The organism is Pseudomonas sp. MAFF 730105, from assembly GCF_055380705.1.
Map to the genome: position 1 here is coordinate 5477131 of NZ_AP018438.1, position 23565 is coordinate 5500695.

Annotated in this window: 22 protein-coding genes and 1 other RNA gene; 4 read left to right on the forward strand and 19 right to left on the reverse strand. The window is 62.1% G+C overall.

The genetic code is table 11. The annotated features are described in order from the left end of the window. Nucleotides 1–2: 2 nt before the first annotated feature. The 14 genes from PCOSP_RS23900 to rsmI form a co-directional block, all read right to left on the reverse strand. Nucleotides 3–968 (reverse strand): D-alanine--D-alanine ligase, encoded by a 966-nt coding sequence (locus PCOSP_RS23900; RefSeq protein WP_175364011.1) that lies wholly within the window; start codon nucleotides 966–968, stop codon nucleotides 3–5. Continuing rightward, the gene (gene murC, locus PCOSP_RS23905) at nucleotides 965–2425 is read right to left on the reverse strand and encodes a UDP-N-acetylmuramate--L-alanine ligase (protein ID WP_139644912.1); all 1461 of its coding nucleotides are present in this window, start codon (nucleotides 2423–2425) and stop codon (nucleotides 965–967) included. The genes PCOSP_RS23900 and murC overlap by 4 nt, the downstream gene beginning before the upstream one ends. Then, the gene (gene murG / locus PCOSP_RS23910; RefSeq protein WP_464709648.1) at nucleotides 2418–3488 is read right to left on the reverse strand and encodes an undecaprenyldiphospho-muramoylpentapeptide beta-N-acetylglucosaminyltransferase; all 1071 of its coding nucleotides are present in this window, start codon (nucleotides 3486–3488) and stop codon (nucleotides 2418–2420) included. The genes murC and murG overlap by 8 nt, the downstream gene beginning before the upstream one ends. Next, on the reverse strand, nucleotides 3478–4695 hold the full coding sequence (gene ftsW / locus PCOSP_RS23915) for a putative lipid II flippase FtsW (protein ID WP_041020569.1): 1218 nt from the start codon (nucleotides 4693–4695) through the stop codon (nucleotides 3478–3480). Before ftsW ends, murG begins: the two co-directional genes overlap by 11 nt. After that, a complete protein-coding gene (gene murD, locus PCOSP_RS23920) occupies nucleotides 4692–6038 on the reverse strand; it encodes a UDP-N-acetylmuramoyl-L-alanine--D-glutamate ligase (protein WP_047701351.1) in 1347 nt (448 codons plus the stop codon). The genes ftsW and murD overlap by 4 nt, the downstream gene beginning before the upstream one ends. Nucleotides 6039–6043: 5 nt before the next feature. Further along, a complete protein-coding gene (mraY, locus tag PCOSP_RS23925) occupies nucleotides 6044–7126 on the reverse strand; it encodes a phospho-N-acetylmuramoyl-pentapeptide-transferase (RefSeq protein ID WP_041020571.1) in 1083 nt (360 codons plus the stop codon). Beyond that, entirely contained in the window at nucleotides 7126–8493 is a 1368-nt protein-coding gene (locus PCOSP_RS23930) for a UDP-N-acetylmuramoyl-tripeptide--D-alanyl-D-alanine ligase (RefSeq protein ID WP_175364009.1), read from the reverse strand. Before PCOSP_RS23930 ends, mraY begins: the two co-directional genes overlap by 1 nt. Further along, nucleotides 8486–9949, reverse strand: coding sequence for a UDP-N-acetylmuramoyl-L-alanyl-D-glutamate--2,6-diaminopimelate ligase (locus PCOSP_RS23935; protein ID WP_175364008.1), 1464 nt, complete (start codon nucleotides 9947–9949; stop codon nucleotides 8486–8488). The genes PCOSP_RS23930 and PCOSP_RS23935 overlap by 8 nt, the downstream gene beginning before the upstream one ends. Further along, nucleotides 9949–11688: a peptidoglycan D,D-transpeptidase FtsI family protein gene (locus PCOSP_RS23940; protein WP_175364018.1), complete on the reverse strand. Its 1740-nt coding sequence runs from the start codon at nucleotides 11686–11688 to the stop codon at nucleotides 9949–9951. The genes PCOSP_RS23935 and PCOSP_RS23940 overlap by 1 nt, the downstream gene beginning before the upstream one ends. Next, nucleotides 11688–11981: a cell division protein FtsL gene (ftsL, locus tag PCOSP_RS23945; protein WP_041020575.1), complete on the reverse strand. Its 294-nt coding sequence runs from the start codon at nucleotides 11979–11981 to the stop codon at nucleotides 11688–11690. Before ftsL ends, PCOSP_RS23940 begins: the two co-directional genes overlap by 1 nt. Then, the gene (gene rsmH / locus PCOSP_RS23950) at nucleotides 11978–12925 is read right to left on the reverse strand and encodes a 16S rRNA (cytosine(1402)-N(4))-methyltransferase RsmH (RefSeq protein WP_373682458.1); all 948 of its coding nucleotides are present in this window, start codon (nucleotides 12923–12925) and stop codon (nucleotides 11978–11980) included. The genes ftsL and rsmH overlap by 4 nt, the downstream gene beginning before the upstream one ends. Further along, the gene (gene mraZ / locus PCOSP_RS23955; protein WP_003205355.1) at nucleotides 12922–13377 is read right to left on the reverse strand and encodes a division/cell wall cluster transcriptional repressor MraZ; all 456 of its coding nucleotides are present in this window, start codon (nucleotides 13375–13377) and stop codon (nucleotides 12922–12924) included. The genes rsmH and mraZ overlap by 4 nt, the downstream gene beginning before the upstream one ends. Before the next feature lie 307 nt (nucleotides 13378–13684). After that, an RNA gene (gene rnpB / locus PCOSP_RS23960) (RNase P RNA component class A) lies at nucleotides 13685–14038 on the reverse strand. A 74-nt stretch (nucleotides 14039–14112) separates the two neighbouring features. Next, nucleotides 14113–14985 carry a 16S rRNA (cytidine(1402)-2'-O)-methyltransferase gene (gene rsmI / locus PCOSP_RS23965; protein ID WP_041020577.1) on the reverse strand — a complete coding sequence of 291 codons (873 nt, stop codon included), beginning with the start codon at nucleotides 14983–14985 and terminating at the stop codon, nucleotides 14113–14115. Between the two features lie 232 nt (nucleotides 14986–15217). Between rsmI and PCOSP_RS23970 the strand changes: the two genes are divergently transcribed. The 4 genes from PCOSP_RS23970 (at nucleotide 15218) to PCOSP_RS23985 (ending at nucleotide 18669) form a co-directional block, all read left to right on the forward strand. Further along, nucleotides 15218–17029, forward strand: a complete 1812-nt coding sequence (locus PCOSP_RS23970; RefSeq protein ID WP_175386902.1) for a penicillin-binding protein activator — start codon at nucleotides 15218–15220, stop codon at nucleotides 17027–17029. Further along, nucleotides 17029–17391 (forward strand): YraN family protein, encoded by a 363-nt coding sequence (locus PCOSP_RS23975; RefSeq protein ID WP_464709650.1) that lies wholly within the window; start codon nucleotides 17029–17031, stop codon nucleotides 17389–17391. The genes PCOSP_RS23970 and PCOSP_RS23975 overlap by 1 nt, the downstream gene beginning before the upstream one ends. A gap of 109 nt (nucleotides 17392–17500) precedes the next feature. After that, nucleotides 17501–18094, forward strand: a complete 594-nt coding sequence (locus PCOSP_RS23980) for a phosphoheptose isomerase (protein WP_139644899.1) — start codon at nucleotides 17501–17503, stop codon at nucleotides 18092–18094. After that, complete coding sequence (locus PCOSP_RS23985; RefSeq protein ID WP_024781263.1) at nucleotides 18091–18669, forward strand: BON domain-containing protein; 579 nt, start codon at nucleotides 18091–18093, stop codon at nucleotides 18667–18669. Before PCOSP_RS23980 ends, PCOSP_RS23985 begins: the two co-directional genes overlap by 4 nt. A 1063-nt stretch (nucleotides 18670–19732) precedes the next feature. Here PCOSP_RS23985 and PCOSP_RS23990 read toward each other — a convergent pair. The 5 genes from PCOSP_RS23990 to petA all read right to left on the reverse strand — a co-directional run bounded on the left by PCOSP_RS23990 (nucleotide 19733) and on the right by petA (nucleotide 23515). Next, nucleotides 19733–20146: a ClpXP protease specificity-enhancing factor gene (locus PCOSP_RS23990; protein WP_024781105.1), complete on the reverse strand. Its 414-nt coding sequence runs from the start codon at nucleotides 20144–20146 to the stop codon at nucleotides 19733–19735. 16 nt (nucleotides 20147–20162) lie between these two features. Then, nucleotides 20163–20780: a glutathione S-transferase N-terminal domain-containing protein gene (locus tag PCOSP_RS23995; protein WP_139644897.1), complete on the reverse strand. Its 618-nt coding sequence runs from the start codon at nucleotides 20778–20780 to the stop codon at nucleotides 20163–20165. A gap of 148 nt (nucleotides 20781–20928) precedes the next feature. Further along, nucleotides 20929–21711, reverse strand: coding sequence for a cytochrome c1 (locus PCOSP_RS24000; RefSeq protein WP_175363461.1), 783 nt, complete (start codon nucleotides 21709–21711; stop codon nucleotides 20929–20931). Continuing rightward, entirely contained in the window at nucleotides 21711–22922 is a 1212-nt protein-coding gene (locus PCOSP_RS24005) for a cytochrome b (protein WP_139644895.1), read from the reverse strand. The genes PCOSP_RS24000 and PCOSP_RS24005 overlap by 1 nt, the downstream gene beginning before the upstream one ends. Continuing rightward, nucleotides 22922–23515, reverse strand: coding sequence for a ubiquinol-cytochrome c reductase iron-sulfur subunit (petA, locus tag PCOSP_RS24010; protein WP_175363462.1), 594 nt, complete (start codon nucleotides 23513–23515; stop codon nucleotides 22922–22924). Before petA ends, PCOSP_RS24005 begins: the two co-directional genes overlap by 1 nt. Nucleotides 23516–23565: the final 50 nt, after the last annotated feature.

Sequence of the window (23565 nt, forward strand, 5' to 3'; positions counted from 1 at the left end):
GCTTAACCTCGTGGCTCTTGATTGCCGACACTGGCGGCCAGGATCGACAGCACCAGTTGCTGGAAATCCAGACCGGCGGCACGGGCCGCCATCGGTACCAGACTGTGATCGGTCATGCCGGGCGCGGTGTTGACCTCCAGGAACCAGAACTGACCCTCTGCGTCCTGCATCACGTCCGCCCGTCCCCAACCGGCAATACCCAGCGCCTCACAGGCCTTGGCCGTGAGGTCCATCAGTTCTTTTTCCTTGGTGCTGTCCAGCCCGCAGGGAATGCGGTACTGGGTGTCATTGGCCACGTACTTGGCGTCGTAGTCGTAGAACGTGTGGGGCGTGCCCAGCGCAATCGGCGGCAACACCTGGTCACGCAGGGTGGCGATGGTGAACTCGGGACCGGTGATCCATTGCTCGACCAACACTTGCGAATCGTAGGAACTGGCGTCTTTCCATGCCGCGGTCAACTCAGGCAGCGAATTCACTTTCGCCATGCCGATACTTGAACCTTCATGGGCCGGTTTGACGATCAAAGGGAAGCCCAGTTCCGTGGCCGCCGAAATACAGTCGGCCTCGGACGCCAGCACGGCATGCCGCGGCGTCGGGATGCCGAGGCTGTGCCAGACCTGCTTGGTGCGCAGCTTGTCCATCGCCAGGGCCGATGCCAGGATGCCGCTGCCGGTGTAGGGAATGCCCAGGCATTCGAGCAGGCCTTGCATGCTGCCGTCTTCGCCGCCGCGACCATGGAGAATGATGAATGCGCGGTCGATCTTTTCGCTCAGCAGGCGCTGCAGGAAGTCATCGCCCACGTCGATACCGAATGCATCGACGCCGGCGCTTTGCAGGGCTTCGAGCACGGCCTTGCCGGACTTGAGGGACACCTCGCGCTCGGCACTCTTGCCACCGAACAGCACGGCGACGCGGCCGAAGGCTTTCGGGTCAAGGGTGGAGACCAGGTTGGCGTAGGCAGCAGTCATTTCAGTTTCCCCTCGCTGGAGGCCACGGTGGCACCGGCGAATAACGGACTTTTCAACAGTTTCGGCGCCAGGCCGCCGATGTCACCGGCCCCTTGGCACAACAGGATGTCGCCGGCGCGCAGCAGCGGCTTGACCAACGGCGCGAGGTCCACGCCGCGCTCGATATAGATCGGGTCCAGTTGACCGCGCTGGCGGATGCTGTGGCACAGCTGACGGCTGTCGGCGCCCGGGATAGGCTCTTCGCCGGCCGGATAGACTTCCATCAACAGCAGCACGTTGGCGTCGGTCAGGACCTGGACGAAATCGTCGTACAGGTCGCGGGTGCGGCTGTAGCGGTGCGGCTGGTAGACCATCACCAGGCGGCGCTCCGGCCAACCACCGCGCACGGCCTTGATCACCGCCGCGACCTCGGTCGGGTGGTGGCCGTAGTCGTCCACCAGCATCACGTTGCCGCCGTCCACCGGCAGCTCGCCATAGACCTGGAAGCGTCGACCCACGCCCTGGAAGCCGGACAGCCCCTGGACGATGGCTTCATCGCTGACACCTTCGTCGGTGGCGATGCAGATGGTGGCCAAGGCATTGAGCACGTTGTGGTTGCCCGGCATGTTCACCGACACGTCCAGCGGCTCGCGGTCGGGACGCAGCACGGTGAAGAACGTCTGCATGCCTTGTTGGCGCACGTTGATGGCGCGCACGTCGGCTTCTTCGCCGAAACCGTAGGTCACGGTCGGACGCTTGATCAGCGGCAGGATTTCACGCACCACCGGGTCATCCATGCACACCACCGCCAAACCGTAGAACGGCAGGTTGTGAAGGAACTCGACGAAGGTCTTCTTCAACTTGTTGAAGTCGCCGCCGTAGGTCGCCATGTGGTCGGCGTCGATGTTGGTGACCACGGCCACCAGCGGTTGCAGGTGCAGGAAGCTCGCATCACTCTCGTCGGCTTCGGCGATCAGGTAGCGGCTGGTGCCCAGTTGGGCATTGGTGCCCGCGGCATTCAGACGACCGCCGATCACGAAGGTCGGGTCCAGGCCGCCGGCGGCGAACACCGAGGCGATCAGGCTGGTGGTGGTGGTCTTGCCGTGGGTACCGGCCACGGCGATACCGTGGCGATAGCGCATCAGCTCGGCCAGCATCTCGGCACGTGGCACCACCGGAATGCGCCGTTCCAGGGCGGTGGCGACTTCCGGGTTGGACGTGTTCACGGCACTGGAAACCACCAGCACATCGGCATTGGCGGCGTTCTCGGCACGGTGGCCGATAAAGATCTGGGCGCCAAAGGATTCCAGGCGCTCGGTAACCGGGGAAGCCTTCAAGTCGGAACCGGAGACCTGATAGCCCAGGTTCAGCAGCACTTCGGCGATCCCGCACATGCCCACGCCGCCGATACCGACGAAGTGGATGCGGCGGATGCGGCGCATCTCCGGCTGTGGCATGGCTTTGCGATTCTCAACCATGGGCCACCTCCAGGCAGGTATCGACCACTTGGGCCGTTGCATCGGGTTTGGCCAGGCGGCGCGCGGCGCGGGCCATGTCTTCAAGTCGTTGCGGTTGCATCAAGACCTCTGTCAGGCGGGCGGCAAGATCCGCGGCGCCGGTCGTTCTTTGCGGCAGCAGGAAGGCAGCGCCTTCTCGGGCCAAATAATCGGCATTGCGGGTCTGGTGATCGTCGATGGCGTGGGGCAAAGGCACCAGCATCGAGGGCAGACCGGCGGCAGCCAGTTCACTGATGGTCAGCGCGCCTGCGCGACAGATCACCAGGTCGGCCCAGCCATAGGCTTGGGCCATGTCTTTGATGAACGGCTGCACTTGCGCCTCGACGCCTGCGGCGCGGTAGCGCTCGGCGGTCACTTCATCGTGGTGCTTGCCGGCCTGGTGAAAGACTTCCGGCCGCAGTTCGGAAGCGACCTGCGACAAGGCTTCGGGCAGCAATTTGTTCAACGGCTCTGCCCCCAGGCTCCCACCCAGGACCAGCAAACGCGCTTTGCGTCCGACCAGGGTCGGGCGCGGGGTATCGAGAAACAGCTCGGTACGCACCGGATTACCGGTGGTGCGGCGGCTGCCCGACAGGGTAAAGGTGTCGGGAAAGGCTTCACAGACCCGGGCGGCCAACGGCACCAGTAACCGATTGGCGGTACCGGCGACGGCGTTCTGTTCGTGAACGATCACCGGCACGCCGGCCAGTTTCGCCGCGACACCGCCCGGACCAGTCACATAACCACCGAACCCGACCACGCAGACCGGCCGCAGCCGACGAATGATCGCCCGCGCCTGCCAGACCGACTTGAGCAACATCAGCGGGGCCTTGAGCAAGGACAGCTTGCCCTTACCCCGCAGGCCGCTGGCATTGATCCGGTGCAATTCCAGACCCGCACCGGGAACCAGTTCATTCTCGATGCCTCGTGGCGTGCCCAGCCAATGCACGGTGTAGCCGCGCGCCTGGAACTCCCGGGCACAGGCCAACGCCGGGAAGACATGCCCGCCGGTGCCGCCGGCCATGATCAGCACGTTAGCGTCCATGAGTCGGCTCCTCGGCGAAGTCGCTCTCCTGGAATTCCATCTCTTCGCTGCCCAGGTGCGTCCGGCTCTCCCATTCGATACGCAACAGCAAACCGAGGCAGGCACAGCAGATCACCAGGGAGCTGCCGCCATAACTGAGGAACGGCAGCGTCAGGCCCTTGGTCGGCAGCAGGCCGACGTTCACACCGATGTTGATCAGGAACTGACCAATCCACAGGAACGACAGACCGTAGGCCACATAAGCGGCGAAGAACTGCTTGGCCTTCTCGGCCCACAAACCGATGTACATGCCACGCACGCAGACAAACACGAACAGGGCCACGGTGCACAACGACCCCACCACGCCCAGTTCTTCGGCCAGCACCGAGAACACGAAGTCGGTGTGGGCTTCCGGCAGGTAGAACTGTTTCTGCACGCTGTTGCCCAGGCCTACGCCCAGCCATTCGCCGCGCCCGAAAGCGATCAGCGCCTGGGTCAATTGATAACCGGAACCGAACTGGTCGGCCCACGGGTCGGTAAAGGTGATCAGGCGCGCCATCCGATAGGGTTGCGCCTGTACCAGCACTGTCACGGCAGCCACCGCAAGCGCCACCATCAGAATGAAGCGGAACAGCCCGACCCCGCCCAGGAACAGCATGGCCGCCGCCGCGCCCATCATCACCACCGTGGCGCCGAAGTCGGGCTCCATCAGCAGCAGGCCCGCCATGGGCAGCAATACGATGAATGGCTTGAAGAAGCCCATCCAGCTCTCGCGCACTTCTTTCTGGCGACGCACCAGATACCCAGCGAGGAAAAGCACCACAAAGACCTTGGCGATTTCCGAAGGCTGTACGTTGAAGAAACTGAAACCGATCCAGCGCATCGAGCCGTTGACCTCGCGGCCAATACCCGGCACCAGCACCATCACCAGCAGGCCAAAGGCGCCGAGCAGCATCATCCAGCCCAGGCGCTGCCAGGTGGCGATCGGCACCATCATGGTGACGACGCAGGCGCCCAGGCCGATCACCAGGTAAACCAGGTGGCGGATCATGTGGTACAGGGTGTTGCCGGATTGCACGGCAGCCACTTCCGACGACGCGGAAGTGATCATCACCAGACCCAGGCCGAGCAACGCCAGGCAGCCGGCGAGCATCGGGAAATCCAGGTCGATGCCACGCCCGGTGATCAGCGGCGACGGATACGGCTTGATGACGTTTCTCAGGCTCATGCCAAGTCCTCCGCGGCCCGGGCGAACAACTGCCCACGCTCTTCGTAGTTCTTGAACATGTCAAAACTGGCACAGGCTGGCGACAGCAGGACGGCATCGCCCGGCTGAGCGAGGGCACGGCATTGCTGCACAGCCTCGTCCAGCGAAGCGACACGAACCAGCGGCACGCCGTCGCCGATGGCCTCGGCGATCAGCTCGCGGTCACGTCCCATCAGCACCACGGCGCGGCAGTTGGCCGCTACCGGATCGCGCAGGTCCTTGAAGTCGGCCCCCTTGCCGTCGCCACCGGCGATCAGCACGAGCTTGCCTTCGATGTCTGCTCCCAGGCCCTCGATGGCGGCCAGCGCGGCCCCCACATTGGTGGCCTTAGAATCGTTGTACCAGGCCACGCCATCCAGGTCGCGAACCCACTGGCAGCGGTGTTCGAGACCGGCGAAGGTACGCAGCGCCGACAGCATGGCGTCGAACGGCAGGCCGACCGCATGCCCAAGGGCCAGGGCCGCCAACGCGTTGGCCTGGTTGTGGGCACCCCGGATCTTCAGCTCGCGCACTGGCATCAGGTTCTGGAATTCGAAGGCCAGGTATTTCTCGCCGTTCTCTTCCCGCAACCCGAAGCCCTTGAAGTCCGGTACGCCGAGGCCGAAGGACCAGCATGGCATGCCCTCGCCCAGCAGCGGACGGGTCAGGGCGTCCTGGCGGTTGAATACCACTTGCCGGGCACCCCGGAAAATCCGGTGCTTGGCCAAGTGATAGGCCGGCAGGCCGCTGTAGCGGTCCATGTGGTCTTCGCTGATGTTGAGCACAGTCGCCACTTCGGCGCCGAGATGATCGGTGGTCTCGAGCTGGAAGCTCGACAGCTCCATCACGTACAACTCGACGTCGTCGCTGAGCAGGTCCAGCGCCGGGGTGCCGAGGTTGCCGCCCACGGCGACCCGCTTGCCGGCCGCCGCGGCCATTTCGCCCACCAGGGTGGTGACGGTGCTTTTCGCATTGGAGCCGCTGATGGCGATGATCGGCGCCTTGGCGTTACGCGCGAACAGCTCGATATCACCGGACAATTTCACGCCGCGGGCAGCAGCGGCCTGCAGGGCCGGCGTCGCCAGCGCCAGGCCGGGGCTCACGTAGAGCTCGTCGGCGCGGCACAGGAATTCGACGTCCAGCTCGCCACAACGCACGTCCACCTGCGGATAGTCACGCCGCAGCGTGGCCAGCTCAGGCGGATTCTCCCGCGTATCGGCCACGGCAAACGACACGCCCCGGCTCGCCAGGAAGCGAACCAGGGACATGCCGCTCTTGCCGAGGCCGACAACGATGCGGAAGTGGTCAGAAGCGATCAGGGACACTCGTTCTACCTCAGCTTCAGGGTGGCAAGGCCGATCAGCACCAGAATCACGGTGATGATCCAGAAACGGACGATCACGCGCGGCTCGGGCCAGCCCTTGAGTTCAAAATGGTGGTGGATCGGCGCCATGCGGAATACGCGGCGGCCGGTCAATTTAAAGGACGCAACCTGAATGACCACTGACAGGGTCTCCATCACGAACACGCCGCCCATGATGAACAGGACGATTTCCTGGCGAACGATGACGGCAATGGTGCCCAGGGCCGCGCCCAGCGCCAGCGCGCCGACGTCGCCCATGAAGACCTGGGCCGGATAGGTGTTGAACCAGAGGAAACCCAGGCCGGCGCCGATCAGCGCGCCGCAGAACACGATCAACTCACCCGCCCCAGGCACGTAGGGGATCAGCAGGTATTCGGCGAACTTCACGTTGCCCGACAGGTAGCAGAAGATCCCCAGCGCGCCGCCGACCATGACCGTTGGCATGATCGCCAGGCCATCGAGACCATCCGTGAGGTTGACCGCGTTGCTCGAACCGACGATCACCAGGTAGGTCAGCACGACGAAGCCCGCGCCCAACGGAATGCTGTAGTCCTTGAGCATCGGCAGGATCAGGGTGGTTTCCACCGGCGAGGCGGCGGTCATATAAAGGAAGATCGCCGCGCCCAGGCCGAACACCGACTGCCAGAAATATTTCCAGCGGCTCGGCAGCCCGCGGGAATTTTTCTCGATGACCTTGCGGTAGTCGTCCACCCAGCCGATGGCGCCGAACAACAGGGTCACCAGCAGCACGGTCCAGACATAGCGGTTGGCCAGGTCGGCCCAGAGCAAGGTGCTGACGCCGATGGACGACAGGATCAACGCGCCACCCATGGTCGGGGTGCCGGATTTGGACAGATGCGACTGCGGACCGTCGTTACGCACCGACTGGCCGATTTGCAGGTTCTGCAGGGTGCGGATCATCCACGGGCCCAGGAACAGCGACAACGACAGCGCGGTCAACACACCCAGGATCCCGCGCAGGGTCAGGTATTGGAAGACCGCGAAGCCTTTGTAGAACTGTTGCAGGTACTCCGCTAGCAGCAGCAGCATTAATGTTTCTCCGTACGGGTGCCGCACAGCGCCGCGACGATGTTTTCCATCGCTGCGCTACGAGAGCCCTTGATCAATAAGGTAGTGTTCGGGTCTTGCTCGGCACCCAGGGCCTGGATCAGGTCGGCCTGAGTGGTGAAATGCTGTGCGTGCTCGCCAAACGCGGCGACGGCATGGGCCATCATCGGGCCGACGGCATACAGCGCGTCGACCTTGCCACGGGCATAGGCTCCAACATCGTGGTGCCCCTGTTGCGCCCACTCTCCCAATTCGCCGATATCTCCCAGCACCAGCACGGTGCGGCCGGAAAAACCGGCGAGGATATCCACCGCCGCACACATGGACGTCGGGTTGGCATTGTAGGTGTCGTCGATCACCCGCATGCCGTTGCTGGCCAGTTGCGCCACCGTGCGCCCCTTGACCGGTTGCACGGCGTTCAAGCCTGCGACGATGCCTGGAAGGGACACGCCCAGCGCATGGGCGGCGGCGGCGGCAGCCAGGGCGTTGGCGACGTTATGGGTGCCGAGCAGGTTCAACTGGACCCGCTCTGCACCGTCGGGACTGTGCAGGTTGAAGGCCGGGCAACCGCGGGCATCGCGGTCCAGGTCGCTGGCGTAGAAGTTCGCGGCGAGGTTGCTCAAGGCAAACGTCAGCACCTTGCGCTCACCCGCCCGCGCCTTCCAGATTTCGAACGCCTTGTCGTCGAGATTCAGCACGGCGACGCCATCGGCCTCAAGCCCCTCGATGATCTCGCCCTTGGCCTCGACGATTTTTTCCGGGCCACCGAACTCGCCAACATGGGCGGTCCCGGCGTTGTTGAGCACGGCGACGTGAGGCTTGGTCATGCCCACGGTGTAGGCGATCTCGCCGAGCCGCGAGGCACCCAGTTCGATGACGGCGGCGCTGTGCTCCGGCGCCAGTTCGAGCAGGGTCAACGGTACGCCGAGGTCATTGTTCAGGTTGCCCCGGGTCGCCAGCACCAGACCACGAGTACGCAGGATGCTGGCGAGCATTTCCTTGACCGTGGTCTTGCCGCTGGAACCGGTGATGGCCGCGACCGGATTGCCGAATGCTGCACGGTTCAGTGCGCCGAGCTGGCCCAGGGCCTGGCGGGTGTCGCCCACCAGCAGCTGTGGCAGCGCACTGTTGGTGACTTCGCGCTCGACCAATGCCGCGACCGCACCTTTGGCCGCCACATCATTCAGGTAATCGTGGCCGTCAAAACGCGGTCCGGCCAAGGCGACGAACAGCTGTCCCGGGGCAATGGCCCGGCTGTCGATGCTGACGCCGTCGAAACAGGCATCCGCCGCGATGAGACGCGCATTCAGGGCGCCGGTCAGTTCGCTGAGTTTCAAGGCTTTAAGCATGGGCCACCTCCCAGGCGGTCAAGGCGTGATCGGCCTCGACCAGATCGGAGAAGCCATGGCGCACGCCGTTGATTTCCTGGTAATCCTCGTGCCCCTTGCCAGCCAGGACGACCACATCGTCCGCCGAAGCGCTGGCGATCAACTGGGCAATCGCCTGGCCGCGACCGGCGACGAAGGTCACCTTGTCCGCCGCCGAGAACCCGGCACGGATGTCATCGAAAATCTGCATCGGGTCTTCGCTGCGGGGGTTGTCGTCGGTGACGAGTACACCATCGGCCAACCGCTCCACCACTTCGGCCATCAGCGGGCGCTTGCCGCGATCGCGGTCGCCACCGCAGCCGAACAGGCAGAGCAATTTGCCTTTGGCGTGAGGCCGCAAGGCCATCAGGACTTTTTCCAGGGCGTCGGGGGTGTGGGCGTAATCGACCACCACCAGCGGTTGAGTACCACCACCCAGGCGCTGCATGCGACCGGCCGGGCCTTCGAGCTTCGGCAGGACCTTGAGGATTTCATCCAGCGCGTAGTCCAACCCCAGCAAGGCGCCGATGGCGGCCAATACGTTGCTCAGGTTGAAACGCCCCAGCAAAGTGCTGCGCAGATGGTGCTCGCCCTGTGGCGTGACCAGCGTGGCTCGCACGCCCTCGTCGTCGAATTGCGCCTGGCGTACATAAAGGTGGGCGCCGGCATCTTCGAGGCTGTAGGTGATCAACCGGGACTCGCCCTGATTGGCCGCCAATTGCCGGCCGAACTCATCGTCGAGGTTGATGACCCGGCACTTCAGGTTGTTCCAGGCAAACAGCTTGGCCTTGGCTTCGCCATAGGCCTGCATGCTGCCGTGATAGTCTAGGTGATCCCGGGACAGATTGGTCAATACGGCGATGTCGAACGCCAGGGCGGTGACGCGCCCCTGGTCCAGGCCATGGGAGGAGACTTCCATCGCGACAGCCTTGGCACCGGCCTTTTTCAGGTCGGCCAGGGTCGCCTGCACGGCAATCGGGTTTGGCGTGGTGTGCAGGCCGCTCACCAGCGCACCGTGGAAACCGTTGCCCAGCGTCCCGACAATGCCGCAGTGCTGCCCCAACAGGTCCAGCGCCTGGGCCACCAATTGGGTGACGCTGGTCTTGCCGTTGGTGCCGGTCACGCCAATCAGGTTCAGGTGACGGCTAGGCTCGCCATAAAAGCGCCCGGCGATGTCCGATAACTGCGCCGCGAGGCCCTTGACCGGAATCAGCGGCACGTCGGTGATTGGCAACACAGTCGCACCTTCCACCTCATACGCCACGGCAGCCGCGCCGCGCTGCAAGGCATCGGCGATGTGGGCGCGGCCGTCGTACCGTCCGCCCGGCACCGCCAGGAACAGGTCCCCGGCGCGGACATTGCGGCTGTCCAGGGCCAGTTCGCGAATCAGCAGATCGTGACCGGCGTGGGCAAAAATCTTGTTCAGGCTCAGGGACATCAGCCACGCCCTCCATCAGCTTTCAAAGGGACGACCGGTGCAGTGCTCGCCTGCTGGGTGGGCGGCAGGTTGTCCGGGGTGACGTTCATCAGGCGCAGGGTGCCGGACATGACCTTGCTGAATACCGGCGCCGACACCAGGCCACCGAAGTAGCCCGCCTTGCTCGGCTCGTCGATGACCACCACGATGGCGTAGCGCGGGTCACTCATCGGCCCGAAGCCGGCGAACAGCGAACGGTAGGAGTTCTCGGCATAGCCCTTGGTCCCCACGGAGGTCTTGCGAGCCGTACCCGACTTGCCTGCGACGTGGTAGGCCGGCACCTGGGCGCGGAAGACGCCGCGCGGCGCCTCGATGACCTGCTGCAACATGCCCTGCATGGTCTTGGCGACCTTCTCGGGGATCACCTGGGTGGTCTGCGGCGGCTTGTCGGTCTTGATCAGGGTCAGCGGCGCGATGCGGCCGTTGTTGGCCAACGCCGAGAACGCGTGGACCAACTGGATCGCCGTCACGGAGACACCGTAGCCGTAGGACAGGGTTGCCGTCTCGGCCTTGCGCCATTCGCGATAGTTCGGCAGGTTGCCGACACGCTCGCCAGGGAAGCCCAGGCCGGTGTCCTGGCCGAGACCGATCTTCTGCGCCAGGCGATAGATGGTCTCACCGCCGATGTCGAAGGCGATCTTGCTCATGCCGACGTTACTGGAGTTGATCAGGATGCCGGTCAGGTCGAGCACCGGGCCTTCGGTCTTGGACACGTCGCGAATGGTGTACTTGCCGATCTGCAGGGTCCCCGGATACACCTCGACGGTGTCGCTCGGCTTCCAGCGCCCGGTTTCCAGCGCGGCGGCCATGGAAACGGCCTTCATGGTCGAACCCGGCTCGAACACGTCGATCATCGCGCGGTTGCGCATCATCGCCGGTTGCAGGTTGCGGCGGTTGTTCGGGTTGTAGGTGGGCTGGTTGACCATGGCCAGGATCTCGCCGGTCTTCACGTCCATGATCACCAGGCTGCCGGCCTTGGCACCGTTCTCGACGATGGCATTGCGCAGTTCGCGGTTGGCCAGGTATTGCAGGCGCAGATCAATGGACAACGCCAAGGGCTTGCCGGCCTTGGCGTTTTTGGTGACCTGGACATCCTTGATCAGCCTGCCGCGCCGATCCTTGATGACCTGGCGCTTGCCGGCGACCCCGGCGAGCCATTCGTCATAAGCCAGTTCCACACCTTCGCGCCCCCGGTCATCGATATCGGTAAAGCCGACCATGTGGGCCGTCACTTCACCGGCCGGATAAAAGCGCCGGAACTCTTCGATGCCATAGACGCCCGGCACTTTCAGGTCGAGCACGCTCTGGCCCTGCTCGGGCGTCAAGCCGCGCACCAGATAGATGAACTCCTTGTTGGCCTGGGCTTCCAGGCGTTCGGCCAGGGCCTTGGGGTCCTGCCCGAGCGCGGCGGCCAAGGCCGGCCATTTTTCCTTGGCCAGCTGCATTTCCTTGGCGTTCGCCCACAAGGTGGTCACCGGAGTACTCACGGCCAGGGGTTCGCCATTGCGGTCGGTGATCAGGCCACGGTGGGCCGGGATCGGGATATGACGCACGCTGCGAGCATCGCCCTGCCCCTTGAGGAAGTCACGGTCGACCACTTGCAGGTCGATGATGCGCCAGGAGATGGCCGCCACCATGATCCCGAGCAACCCCAGGACCAGACGGAACCGCCACGGGAACAGCGCCCCCTCGAGCTTCATCATGGCGCCACCATCTGTACTTCGGCAGCATTCGGGATGCGCATTTTCAGCTGTTCGGTGGCCAATACTTCGATGCGGCTGTGGGCCGTCCAGGTGCTCTGCTCCAGGATCAACCGGCCCCACTCGGCCTGTGCCTTGTCGCGCACGCTCAGTTCGTTATAAAGCGTATTGAGCAGCTGCCGGTTCCAGTGCGCGCTATAGGACACGCCGATGGCCGACACGAGCACGCCGATAAACAGCAGCAGCATGAAAAAGCTGCCGCCCGGCAGGGGCTTGGCGAAGAGCTTGCTCACCGCAACTTCTCCGCAACACGCATGACGGCGCTACGAGCGCGGGGATTGGCCTTGAGCTCCGCCTCGGAGGCGAACTGCGCCTTGCCATGGATCTTGATTTTCGGCACGAAGGCCTCGAAACGCACCGGCAGGTTGCGCGGCAGGTTGTCGGCCTCGCCCTTGGTGAGTTTGCGCATGAACAGCTTGACGATGCGGTCTTCCAGGGAATGGAAGCTGATCACCACCAGGCGACCGCCGATCTCCAGCGCTTCCAGGGCGGCGTCAAGGCCGGCCTCGAGGTCGCCCAGTTCGTTATTGACGTGGATGCGCAAACCCTGGAAGGCACGGGTCGCCGGGTTCTTGCCTTTCTCCCACGCCGGGTTGGCGACTTTCAGCACTTCGGCCAGGTCGCCGGTGCGCTCGAATGGCTTGATGTCACGGCGCTCCACAACGGCGCGCGCCATGCGCCCGGAGAAACGCTCTTCGCCGTACTCCTTGAAGACACGGGCGATTTCTTCCACCGCAGCGGTGTTGACGAATTCGGCGGCGCTGATTCCGCGAGACGGATCCATGCGCATGTCCAGCGGGCCATCATTGAGGAAACTGAAGCCGCGCTCAGGATCGTCCAACTGCGGCGAAGAGACGCCCAGGTCGAGCAGGATCCCGCTGACCTTGCCGGCCAGACCCCGTTCGGCGACCTCCGACCCCAGTTCCGCAAAGCTGCGCTGCACAATGACAAAGCGGCCGTCTTCGGCCGCCAGCGCTTGCCCGGTGGCAATCGCTTGAGGGTCCTTGTCGAATCCCAGCAGCCGGCCATCCGGACCGAGCTGGCTGAGAATCAGCCGGCTGTGCCCACCGCGCCCGAACGTGCCGTCCAGATAGCAGCCATCAGGACGTACGGCGAGGGCCTCGACGGCCTCGTCAAGCAGTACGGTGATGTGGTTAAAGCCGCTATTTATAGTCACAGGATCAAATCACGCAGTTCATCGGGCATGGCGCCCGGTTGTTGAATAGCAGCGAGGTCGGCGGCGGAAACCGCATTCCAGGCATCTTCGTCCCACAGTTGGAACTTGTTCAGTTGGCCCACCAGCATCGCGCGCTTGTCCAGCTTGGCGTACTCGCGAAGGCGCGGCGGAACCAGGAAACGACCGCTGCCATCGAGCTCCAGGTCGACGGCATTGCCGATCAGCAAGCGTTGCAGCCTGCGGTTTTCTTCACGCAGCGAAGGCAGTGCGCGCAGTTTGGTTTCGATGATTTCCCATTCATCCAACGGGTAGACACATAGACAGGGGTCAACGGCATCGATCGTGACGATCAACTGACCGGAACTACGCGAAACGAGCTCGTCACGGTACCGGCTCGGCATGGCGAGACGGCCCTTTGCATCGAGACTGATAGCGTTGGCTCCGCGAAACACGTCAGCGTTTCTCCAAAATCTAGCGTTTTACGTCCAAAAAACCCACTTCATGCCACTTTCCTCCACTCGCGCACACTATAGGAATGCGCCTACCGCACCGTCAAGGCGCGGATTGAAGGAAAAGCCTTATAGATCGGAGATTTAGGAGCGTTTCAGGAGGACCAACAAGAATCTGACGTAGGATTTTTCACCTCAACCCGAGCAACCACAGGAAGCTGCGCTCACAAGTTAAAGTGATTTGTTAAGAGTAAGATTTTTTTGGTCTTAGGAAATGCGTCTGCCAGTGATTTCGGCAGGAGGGGAAAAGGTGGAGAGTCGATCTGTAAGCCGGGTTCTGTCTTGAACAGTCATTCGTCTACGATGGCCATCACTGGACATCTTTAGCAACCTACCCGGTCCCAGCGCGGGCCACGCCTTGGGACCCTATTTGGTCTTGCTCCAAGTGGGGTTTACCTAGCCACGAACTGTTGCCAGCCGTGCGGTGCGCTCTTACCGCACCTTTTCACCCTTACCGGCGCCGAAACGCTTAGGCGGTTATTTTCTGTGGCACTTTCCGTAGGCTCACGCCTCCCAGGCATTACCTGGCACTTCGCCCTATGGAGCCCGGACTTTCCTCCCCCCTCTAATTCTCATAGAGGGCAGCGACTGTCCGATCGACTCTCCGCCGCGAAGGTTAACGGCAGAGCGCCTGAAGAACAAGCGCTAAAAGCCTTTGGCCATGTTGCCTGTCCGGTTTTACCGGGTCTTCTGCCGGTCCAGCGCGACCTGATACAGCACGTTCTTGCGCTCGCCGGTGATTTGCGCAGCCAGGGCGGCCGCACGCTTGAGCGGCATTTCCTCCAGCAGCAGGTCCAGGATCCGCATCGCTTCGCTACTGACAGCCTCTTCACTCTCCGGCGCGGTCCACCCTGCCACCAGGACGACACATTCGCCACGTTGCTGGTTGCTGTCGCTTTCGACAAAGGCCCGCAACTGCGCCAGCGGCAGTCCCTTGAGGGTTTCGAAGGTCTTGGTCAGCTCACGCGCCAGGAGTGCCGGACGCTCGGGACCGAACACCAGCTCCATGTCTTGCAGGCACTCGAGGATGCGGTGCGGCGCCTCGTAGAAAATCAGCGTGCGCGGCTCTTCCTTTATGGACTCCAGGCGCGCTCGACGCCCCACGGCCTTGGCCGGCAGGAAGCCTTCGAAGATGAAGCGGTCCGATGGCAGGCCGGCCGCCGACAACGCCGCGATCAAGGCACAGGCGCCCGGCACCGGCACCACATTGATGCCCGCCGCGCGGGCCTGGCGCACAAGATGGTAGCCGGGGTCGGAAATCAGTGGCGTGCCCGCGTCGGAGATCAGCGCGACGTTATCACCCGCCAGCAGGCGCGTGATGAAACGACTCCCCTCGTCCCGTTCATTATGTTCGTGGCAAGCGGCAAGCGGCGTGGAAATACCGAAATGCTGCAGCAGCCGCTGGGAATGGCGGGTGTCTTCAGCCGCGATCAGGGCGACCTCCCGCAGGATCTTCAGCGCCCGGGCACTGATATCGTCCAGGTTGCCTATGGGCGTCGCCACCACATAAAGCGAGCCTGCAGCGGAATTCAAAGCACCTGGAGCAGTCAAAACGCACACCTCACAATCGGTAAAACCGCCATTGTAGCGTGTGCCGGTCTCAGCCGTTCACATCATCCCTGCGGGGAGGGGATTTAGTGTCACCTCCCGAGTGAACGACGCTTTGTGCTGCACCACAACATTTGAACCATCTAAATTGATCGATTCACGCCACTGACATCGCGCCCCGGCCAGCGCTTGGGTACAATTCGACGCTAATTTGATCTCGTATCAGGACATTTACATGATCGCTTGCCTGCGGCTGCTCTCCGCCCTTTGCCTCGCCGCCCTTCTGGCGGCCTGCGCCAGCTCGCCCTCGTCCAGCCTTGGCGAACTTCCCCGGACCCCGGATGCCAGTATCGAGCAACTGCTCGAACAGGCCGCCCAAAGCAAGACACCGGAAAAAGCCGCCCTGCTGCGCCTGAGCGCAGCGGACCTGGCCTACCGCCAGGGCAATGCCGGCCAGTCCGCACAAATCCTGCAACAAGTGCCGATGGAACAGCTCAAGCCAGGCCAGCAGATTTTCGCCAGCACCCTGGCGGCGGAACTGGCAATGACGCGCAATCAGCCCAAGGCGGCGCTGACCGCCCTGAGCCACCCGAGCCTGCAACACCTGAGCGAAATGCCGGTGGAACAGCAGGTCCGCACCGGGACCGTCCATGCCCGCGCCCTCGAAGCCGATGGCCAGACCCTGGCAGCTGCGAAGGAACGTATCTTCATTGCGCCCCTGCTCGAGAACGAAGCCGCCGCTAAAAACCATGAAGCGATCTGGTCGCTGATTGCCTCGCTGCCCACCGATCAATTGCAACCGACCACCACCGATGACCTCGGCGGCTGGCTGAGCCTGGCCCGCGCCGTGAAAACCGCCGGCACCCTGGAACAGCAGCAAGCGGCCATCGACCATTGGCGCGAACAGAACCCGAAGCACCCGGCCGCCCTTCAGTTGCCGACACCCCTGGTCAAGCTCAAGGAGCTGGCAAGCCAGCCCCTGAGCAAGATCGCCCTGCTGCTGCCGCAGAATGGCCAGTTGGCCGCAGTCGCCAAAGCCCTGCGTGAAGGCTTCATGGCATCGCATTACCAGGCCCAGCAGGCCGGACAGAACCCACCGAGCATCCAGTTCTACGACAGCTCGACCCTGACCTCCATGGACGAGTTCTATCGCAAGGCCCAGGCCGACGGCGTGCAACTGGTGGTCGGCCCCCTGGAAAAACCATTGGTCAAGCAGATCAGCACGCGTGCGCAGTTGCCGATCACCACCCTGGCATTGAACTACAGCGAAGGCGAGCAAGGCCCACCCCAGCTGTTCCAGTTCGGCCTGGCCCCCGAGGATGAAGCCCGCGAAGTCGCTCGTCGCGCCCGCGCCGACGGTCTGCATCGCGCAGCGGTCATGGTACCGAAGGGCGAATGGGGTGATCGCGTATTGAAAGCCTTCAGCCAGGACTGGCAAGCCACCGGCGGCTCCATTCTCGCCATCGAACGCGTCGACCAACCCGTGCAACTGGCCCAGCAGATCGCCGACATGTTCCAACTGCGCCAGAGCGAAGGTCGCGCCAAGAGCCTGCAGAACACCGTGGGCACCACGGTCGCGGCCCAGCCTTCCCGTCGCCAGGACATCGAGTTCATCTTCCTGGCGTCGACCCCACAGCAGGCCCAGCAAATCAAGCCGACCCTGAACTTCCAGTACGCTGGAGACGTGCCGGTCTATGCGACGTCCCAGGTGTTCAGCGCCAGCGGCGACCAGAACCAGTACAACGACATGAACGGTATTCGCTTCTGCGAAACCCCGTGGCTGCTTGATGCCAACGATCCATTGCGCAAGCAGGTCACTGCCCAGTGGCCACAAGCTGCCGGCAGCCTCGGCCGGTTGTATGCGATGGGGGCAGATGCCTATCGCCTGGCGCCGCGCCTGGGCCAACTCAAGACACTGCCGGACAGCCGTATCGAAGGCCTGACGGGCAGCCTGGCGGTGTCCCAGTCCCAACGGGTTCAACGTCAATTGCCTTGGGCCGAGTTCGTCAACGGCCAGGTACAGCGCCTGCCGGACACCCAGCGCTGATGCCCGAACGATCACGCCAGCAAAGCGGACGGGATGCCGAGGGCAAGGCCCTCGCGCATCTCCAGCAGCAAGGCCTGCGTCTGGTGGCGCAGAACTGGCTGTGTAAACGCGGCGAGCTTGATCTGGTCATGCTTGACGGCGATACAGTAGTATTCGTCGAAGTCCGCTACAGAAAAAATACCCAATGGGGTGGTGCGCTCGATAGCATCGACGAGCGCAAGCGCCAGAAACTGGTTTTCGCCGCGCAGTATTTCCTGCAAAACGAATCTCGCTGGGCTGATCATCCTTGCCGTTTCGACGTGGTTGCCATCGACAGCAACGCCGATCAGTTGAATTGGCTGCAGAATGCCTTCGACAGCTGAACGCCCACGCCCATGACGAACCGAGCCGGACACCTTCACTCAACTTGCTCTTTGCTTTGCGCGCCGCACACGTTTGTGCCGATAAGTCGCGCTACATAAGGTCACACAGATGGACATGCAATCACGAATTCGCCAGCTTTTTCAGGCCAGTATCGACACCAAGCAACAGGCGATGGACGTACTTGCACCCTACATCGAGCAAGCCAGCCAAGTGATGGTCAACGCCCTGCTCAACGAAGGCAAAATGCTTTCGTGTGGCAATGGTGGTTCCGCCGGCGACGCCCAGCATTTCTCGTCCGAGCTGCTCAACCGTTTCGAGCGCGAACGCCCGAGCCTGCCGGCCATCGCGCTGACCACCGACAGCTCGACGATCACCTCGATCGCCAACGACTACAGCTACAACGAAATCTTCTCCAAACAGATCCGCGCCCTGGGCCAACCCGGCGATGTGCTGCTGGCGATTTCCACCAGCGGCAACTCGGCCAATATTATTCAGGCGATCCAGGCCGCACATGATCGCGAAATGATTGTCGTAGCATTGACCGGGCGCGACGGCGGCGGCATGGCTTCACTGCTGTTGCCTGAAGATGTCGAGATCCGCGTACCGGCCAAAGTCACCGCACGCATCCAGGAAGTCCACCTGCTGGCGATCCATTGTCTTTGCGACTTGATCGACAGCCAAATATTCGGGAGTGAAGAATGACCCCTAATCGCCTGGGCCTTCTGGCCCTGACCCTGTGCCTCGGCATCAGCGGCTGCACATCGGTGGTTAATGCCAGCCGGGAAAAGCCGATCGAAGACGACCGCGGCACCCGCACCTTCGGCAGCAAGATCGACGACTCCCTGATCGAAACCAAAGTCGGCGTGAACATCGCCAAGGCCGACCCGGACCTGGACAACAACTCGCACATCGTCGTCACCAGCTTCAACGGTGTCGTGCTGCTGGCGGGCCAGACCCCACGGGAAGACCTCAAGGCCAAGGCCGAACAAGAGGCCAGTGCCGTTCAACGGGTCAAGACCGTGCATAACGAATTGCAGGTCCTGCAACCGTCCTCGCTGCTGGCGCGTCAGAACGATGCCTGGCTGACCACCAAGATCAAGACCCAGATGCTGACCGATGCCAGCATTCCCGGCTCGCGTATCAAGGTTGTGACCGAGAATGGCATCGTTTACCTGCTGGGTCTGCTGACCAAGAAAGAGGCTGCTCAGGCGACCAATCTGGTGCAGGGGGTGTCTGGGGTGCAGAAGATCGTGAAGTTGTTTGAGTATATTGACTGAGGGTTGTTGCGGCTCTCGATGCTGCGCTTGGCTAGAAAACGGTGCTTCTTCAGACGGGGAAGCGCCGTTTTTTTTAGGGGGGTGGTTAGTGTGTATATCCGTTTCTGCGGTAACGGCTACTGGCGGTTCCGCCCTTACGGCGGGTTACTTTTGAAAAGGCGCCAAAAGTAACCAAAAGCGCCTCGCCCCACCACTGGGCACCTCGCCAAGGCTCGGTGTTCCCTCACTCCGGCATTGCTCCGTGGGCCCGCCGCGAAGGGCCATCCATGGCCCAGCGCGGCTATCCCGGCATCCATGCCGGGATACCCACTACGCAATGCCTGCGTTCGGCCCTTGTGGTTAATGGGGCGCCCAAGATCAAGATCAAAAGCAAAAGCAAAAGCAAAAGCGAGGCGGCGTGACGGCCGGCCTGTCTTTACGGCTGCACCTCAATCCCACTGTGGGAGCGAGCCTGCTCGCGATGGCGTCAGGTCTGCAGCATTGATGTAGGTTGACACATCGCAATCGCGAGCAGGCTCGCTCCCACAATTGATCGGGGACAGCCGGAAAAGACAGGTCGGCTGCCAGGTCGCCTCGCGAGCAAGCTTTGCTCCCACAGGTGGATTCAGGTGCAGCCGGAAGAGTCAGGCCGGCTGCCAGGTCGCCTCGCGAGCAAGCTTTGCTCCCACAGGTGGATTCAGGTACAGCCGGAAAAGTCAGGCAGGCCATTCGGCCGCCTAGCTTTGGCTTTGGCTTTGGCTTTGGCTTTGGCTTTGGCTTTGGCTTTTGATCTTAGGCGCCCCGTTAACCACAAGGGCCGAACGCAGGCGTTGCGTAGTGGGCATCCCGGCATGGATGCCGGGATAGCCGCGCTGGGCCATGGATGGCCCTTCGCGGCGGGCCCACGGAGCGATGCCGGAGTGAGGGAACACCGAGCCTTGGCGAGGTGCCCAGTGGTGGGGCAAAGCGCTTTTGGTTACTTTTGGCGCTCTTCCAAAAGTGACCCGCCGTAAGGGCGGAACCCTAAGCAGCCGTTACCGCAGAAAAGGATATACACACAAATCCCACGCAATAGCCGCCCCTGTTACTTCACCACCTTAAGACTAGGCCGACCACTAGGCCGCGGCGGCTCATCATCCGGTGGCGGCAGGTCATCATCCACCTCGTACTCTTCCTCGCCATCCATCGGCGTTTCCAGCTCAAACACCATGCCCTGGCCATTCTCCCGGGCATAAATCCCCAGGATCGAAGCGATAGGTACATACAGCGTATGCGGCACACCGCCGAAGCGGCCTTCGAAGCTCACGGCATCGTTGTCCATGTGCAGATGGCGCACGGCTGCCGGCGATACGTTCAGGACAATCTGCCCGTCATTGGCAAACCCCTGCGGCACCTGTACCGATGGATATTCGGCATTGACCAGCATGTGCGGGGTGCAATCATTGTCCACAATCCACTCGTAGAGCGCGCGGACCAGATAAGGTCGACTGGAGTTCATAGCGGCTCCCTAAGCCTTAGCGCATGTCGCGTTCGACACCAGACAGACTCGCCTGGAAAGTCTCACGCGCAAATTGGCGCTCCATATAATCAAGCAGCGGCTTGGCGGGCCGCGGCAGTTCGATACCCAGAATCGGCAAACGCCAGAGTATGGGCAATAGGCAGCAATCCACCAGACTTTGTTCCTCACTGAGGAAAAACGGTTTGTCGATGAACAGCGGCGATACGCCTGTCAGGCTTTCACGCAACTCCTTGCGCGCCACCACCCGCGCCGGCTCCTTGGTCCGCGGATCCAGGATCAGATCCACCTGCCCGCACCAGTCACGCTGGATACGATGGATCAGCAAACGGCTGTTGGCACGCGCCACAGGGTATACCGGCAGCAAGGGCGGGTGCGGATAACGCTCATCCAGGTATTCCATCACCACCGTCGACTCCCACAATGCCAGGTCACGATCGACCAGCGTGGGCAGGCTGCCGTAGGGGTTTACCTCGATCAGCTTCGGCGGCTGACGGCCAGCCTCGACGTAAATGATCTCGGCGCTGACACCCTTTTCTGCCAGTACGATACGTACCCGGTGGGAATAGTGGTCGGCGGGGTCGGAGTAACAGGCCAACCGATTGGTCACGCCCATGGCGATCCTCCTCGCTTGTTGAAATTTTAGGAAAGAAAAACGAGCGCGCCCAGAGGGCGTCTCCCGTAACACCTGGCTGACCAGGCTCGTTACACCTTCAGAGACGCCCTTGGGCGCGCACGATTAACAGCAACAACTTACCGCTTTATCAATGTACGTCTTTCCAGTATTCACGCTTGAGCAGATAAGCGAATACGAAGAAGAACGCCAGGTACAGCAATACATACGTACCGATGCGCTGATGCTGCAGCTTCACCGGGTTGGCCGAGTAGGCCAGGAACGTCACCAGATTCTTGACCTTCTCGTCGAACTGCTCAGGCGTCAAGGCGCCGCTGTTCGGCACGATGGTCAACTGATCGCAGGCTTCATGAGTCAAGGCGGTGCCGGTCAACGGGTCGAATTGCTTCTTGCCGTTCTCGACGACCTGCACCTGTTTGCAGCCTACCACCTGACGACCCTGCAGGCCGACCAGAACGTTCGGCATGCCGACGTTCGGGAAGACCTTGTTGTTCACGCCCCATGGACGCGCAGGATCTTCATAGAACGAACGCAGGTAACCATAGAGCCAGTCGGTACCGCGTACACGAGCGACCAGGGTCAGGTCGGGTGGCGCAGCGCCGAACCAGGTCTTGGCATCTGCCGGCTGCATGCCGACGGTCATGTGGTCGCCCAGCTTGGCGCCGGTGAACACCAATTTCTCGAGCATCAGCTCATGGGGAATGCCCAGGTCATCGGCCACGCGCTCGTAACGCTGGAACTTGGCACTGTGGCAACCCATGCAGTAGTTGGCGAACGTACGTGCGCCGTCCTGCATGGCGGCTTTATCGGAAACGTCGATATCGACTTTTTCCAGCTCTGGACCACCGTGTTCGGCCGCGAAGGACAGGACAGGCATGGCAGCAAGAATCAGTACAGCAAATAGCTTTTTCATCAGCCAGTCACCCTTTCCGGAACCGGTTTGGTCTTCTCGAGCCTGGTATAGAACGGCATCAGAATGAAGTAGGCGAAGTACAGGAACGTACAGACCTGCGACAGCAACGTACGCTCCGGTGTCGGTGCCAGTACACCCAGCACACCCAGGATCACGAACGAGATGCAGAACACCACGAGCCAGATCTTGCTTAGCCAGCCTTTGTAGCGCATCGACTTGACCGGGCTGCGGTCCAGCCATGGCAGGACAAACAGCACGGCGATGGCCGCGCCCATGGCGATAACGCCCATCAACTTGTCCGGGATCGCCCGCAGAATTGCGTAGAACGGCGTGAAGTACCAGACCGGGGCAATGTGCTCAGGCGTCTTGAAGGCGTTCGCCTGTTCGAAGTTCGGCTTCTCGAGGAAGTAGCCGCCCATCTCCGGAAAGAAGAACACGATGGAGCAGAAGATGAACAGGAACACCACTACGCCGACGATATCCTTCACGGTGTAGTACGGGTGGAAGGCAATGCCATCCAGCGGTACACCGTTTTCGTCCTTGTGCTTCTTGATGTCCACGCCATCCGGGTTGTTCGAGCCGACCTCGTGCAACGCCAGGATGTGCAACACCACCAGGCCGAGGATCACGATCGGCAGGGCTACCACATGCAGGGCGAAGAAGCGGTTCAGGGTAATGCCCGAGATCAGGTAGTCACCACGGATCCACTGGGTCAGGTCGTTGCCGATGACCGGGATCGCACCGAACAGCGAGATGATCACCTGGGCACCCCAGTAGGACATCTGGCCCCATGGCAGCAGGTAACCCATGAAGGCTTCAGCCATCAGCGCCAGGTAGATCAACATGCCGAAGACCCACACCAGTTCGCGGGGCTTCTGGTACGAACCGTAGAGCAGGCCACGGAACATGTGCAGATAGACCACGATGAAGAACGCCGAAGCGCCGGTGGAGTGCAGCAGACGCAGAATCGAGCCGTACTCGACGTCACGCATGATGTACTCGACGGAAGCGAACGCTTCTTCCGCCGACGGGGTGTAGCTCATGGTCAGCCAGACACCGGTGACGATCTGGTTGACCAGAACGAGCAATGCCAGGGAGCCAAAGAAATAGAAGAAGTTGAAGTTTTTCGGAGCGTAGTACTTGCTGAGATGGTCTTCCCACATCTTGGTCGCGGGAAAGCGCGCATCAACCCAATCCATAAGTTTGCTCATCACGCTTTCTCCGTGTCGACGCCGATGACAATGATCTCATCCGACTCATAGGAATGCGGGGGAACTGGCAGGTTCAGAGGTGCAGGCTGCGATTTGTAGACGCGCCCCGCCAGATCGTAGTGGGAGCCGTGGCAAGGGCAGAAATAGCCGCCTACCCAGTCCTTGCCCAGATCGGCAGGGGCCACTTCGGGACGGAATGTTGGCGAGCAACCCAGGTGCGTACAGATCCCGATCAGCAGCAGGATTTCCGGCTTGATCGAACGCGTTTCAGGATTGACGTATTCCGGTTGGACCGAGTTCTTGGAAGAGGGATCGGACAGCTGGCCCTCGATCTTTTTCAGATTCCCCAGGATTTCCTCTGTACGGCGGACGATGAACACCGGCTGGCCGCGCCATTCAGCAATCATCTGCTGGCCTGGCTCGATCTTGCTGACATTCACTTTCACCGGTGCACCTGCAGCTTTCGCCTTGGCACTGGGAAACCATGACCCCACGAACGGGACCGCAGCCCCCACCGCTCCTGCAGCACCCACCACGGATGTGGCTGCTACCAGGAAGCGACGCCGGCCTGCATTCACGCCGTCATTGCTCATTCAGTCCTCTCCCATCAGCTTTGTGGCCTGTTAGATCAGGCGTCTACTAA

Coding starts and splice junctions, on each gene's coding strand:
- PCOSP_RS23900 (WP_175364011.1), bottom strand. CDS start 968: ATGACTGCTGCCTACGCCAACCTGGTCTCCACCCTTGACCCGAAAGCC.
- murC (WP_139644912.1), bottom strand. CDS start 2,425: ATGGTTGAGAATCGCAAAGCCATGCCACAGCCGGAGATGCGCCGCATC.
- murG (WP_464709648.1), bottom strand. CDS start 3,488: ATGGACGCTAACGTGCTGATCATGGCCGGCGGCACCGGCGGGCATGTC.
- ftsW (WP_041020569.1), bottom strand. CDS start 4,695: ATGAGCCTGAGAAACGTCATCAAGCCGTATCCGTCGCCGCTGATCACC.
- mraY (WP_041020571.1), bottom strand. CDS start 7,126: ATGCTGCTGCTGCTAGCGGAGTACCTGCAACAGTTCTACAAAGGCTTC.
- PCOSP_RS23930 (WP_175364009.1), bottom strand. CDS start 8,493: ATGCTTAAAGCCTTGAAACTCAGCGAACTGACCGGCGCCCTGAATGCG.
- PCOSP_RS23935 (WP_175364008.1), bottom strand. CDS start 9,949: ATGTCCCTGAGCCTGAACAAGATTTTTGCCCACGCCGGTCACGATCTG.
- PCOSP_RS23940 (WP_175364018.1), bottom strand. CDS start 11,688: ATGAAGCTCGAGGGGGCGCTGTTCCCGTGGCGGTTCCGTCTGGTCCTG.
- PCOSP_RS23970 (WP_175386902.1), top strand. CDS start 15,218: ATGATCGCTTGCCTGCGGCTGCTCTCCGCCCTTTGCCTCGCCGCCCTT.
- PCOSP_RS23975 (WP_464709650.1), top strand. CDS start 17,029: ATGCCCGAACGATCACGCCAGCAAAGCGGACGGGATGCCGAGGGCAAG.
- PCOSP_RS23980 (WP_139644899.1), top strand. CDS start 17,501: ATGGACATGCAATCACGAATTCGCCAGCTTTTTCAGGCCAGTATCGAC.
- PCOSP_RS23985 (WP_024781263.1), top strand. CDS start 18,091: ATGACCCCTAATCGCCTGGGCCTTCTGGCCCTGACCCTGTGCCTCGGC.
- PCOSP_RS23990 (WP_024781105.1), bottom strand. CDS start 20,146: ATGAACTCCAGTCGACCTTATCTGGTCCGCGCGCTCTACGAGTGGATT.
- PCOSP_RS23995 (WP_139644897.1), bottom strand. CDS start 20,780: ATGGGCGTGACCAATCGGTTGGCCTGTTACTCCGACCCCGCCGACCAC.
- PCOSP_RS24000 (WP_175363461.1), bottom strand. CDS start 21,711: ATGAAAAAGCTATTTGCTGTACTGATTCTTGCTGCCATGCCTGTCCTG.
- PCOSP_RS24005 (WP_139644895.1), bottom strand. CDS start 22,922: ATGAGCAAACTTATGGATTGGGTTGATGCGCGCTTTCCCGCGACCAAG.
- petA (WP_175363462.1), bottom strand. CDS start 23,515: ATGAGCAATGACGGCGTGAATGCAGGCCGGCGTCGCTTCCTGGTAGCA.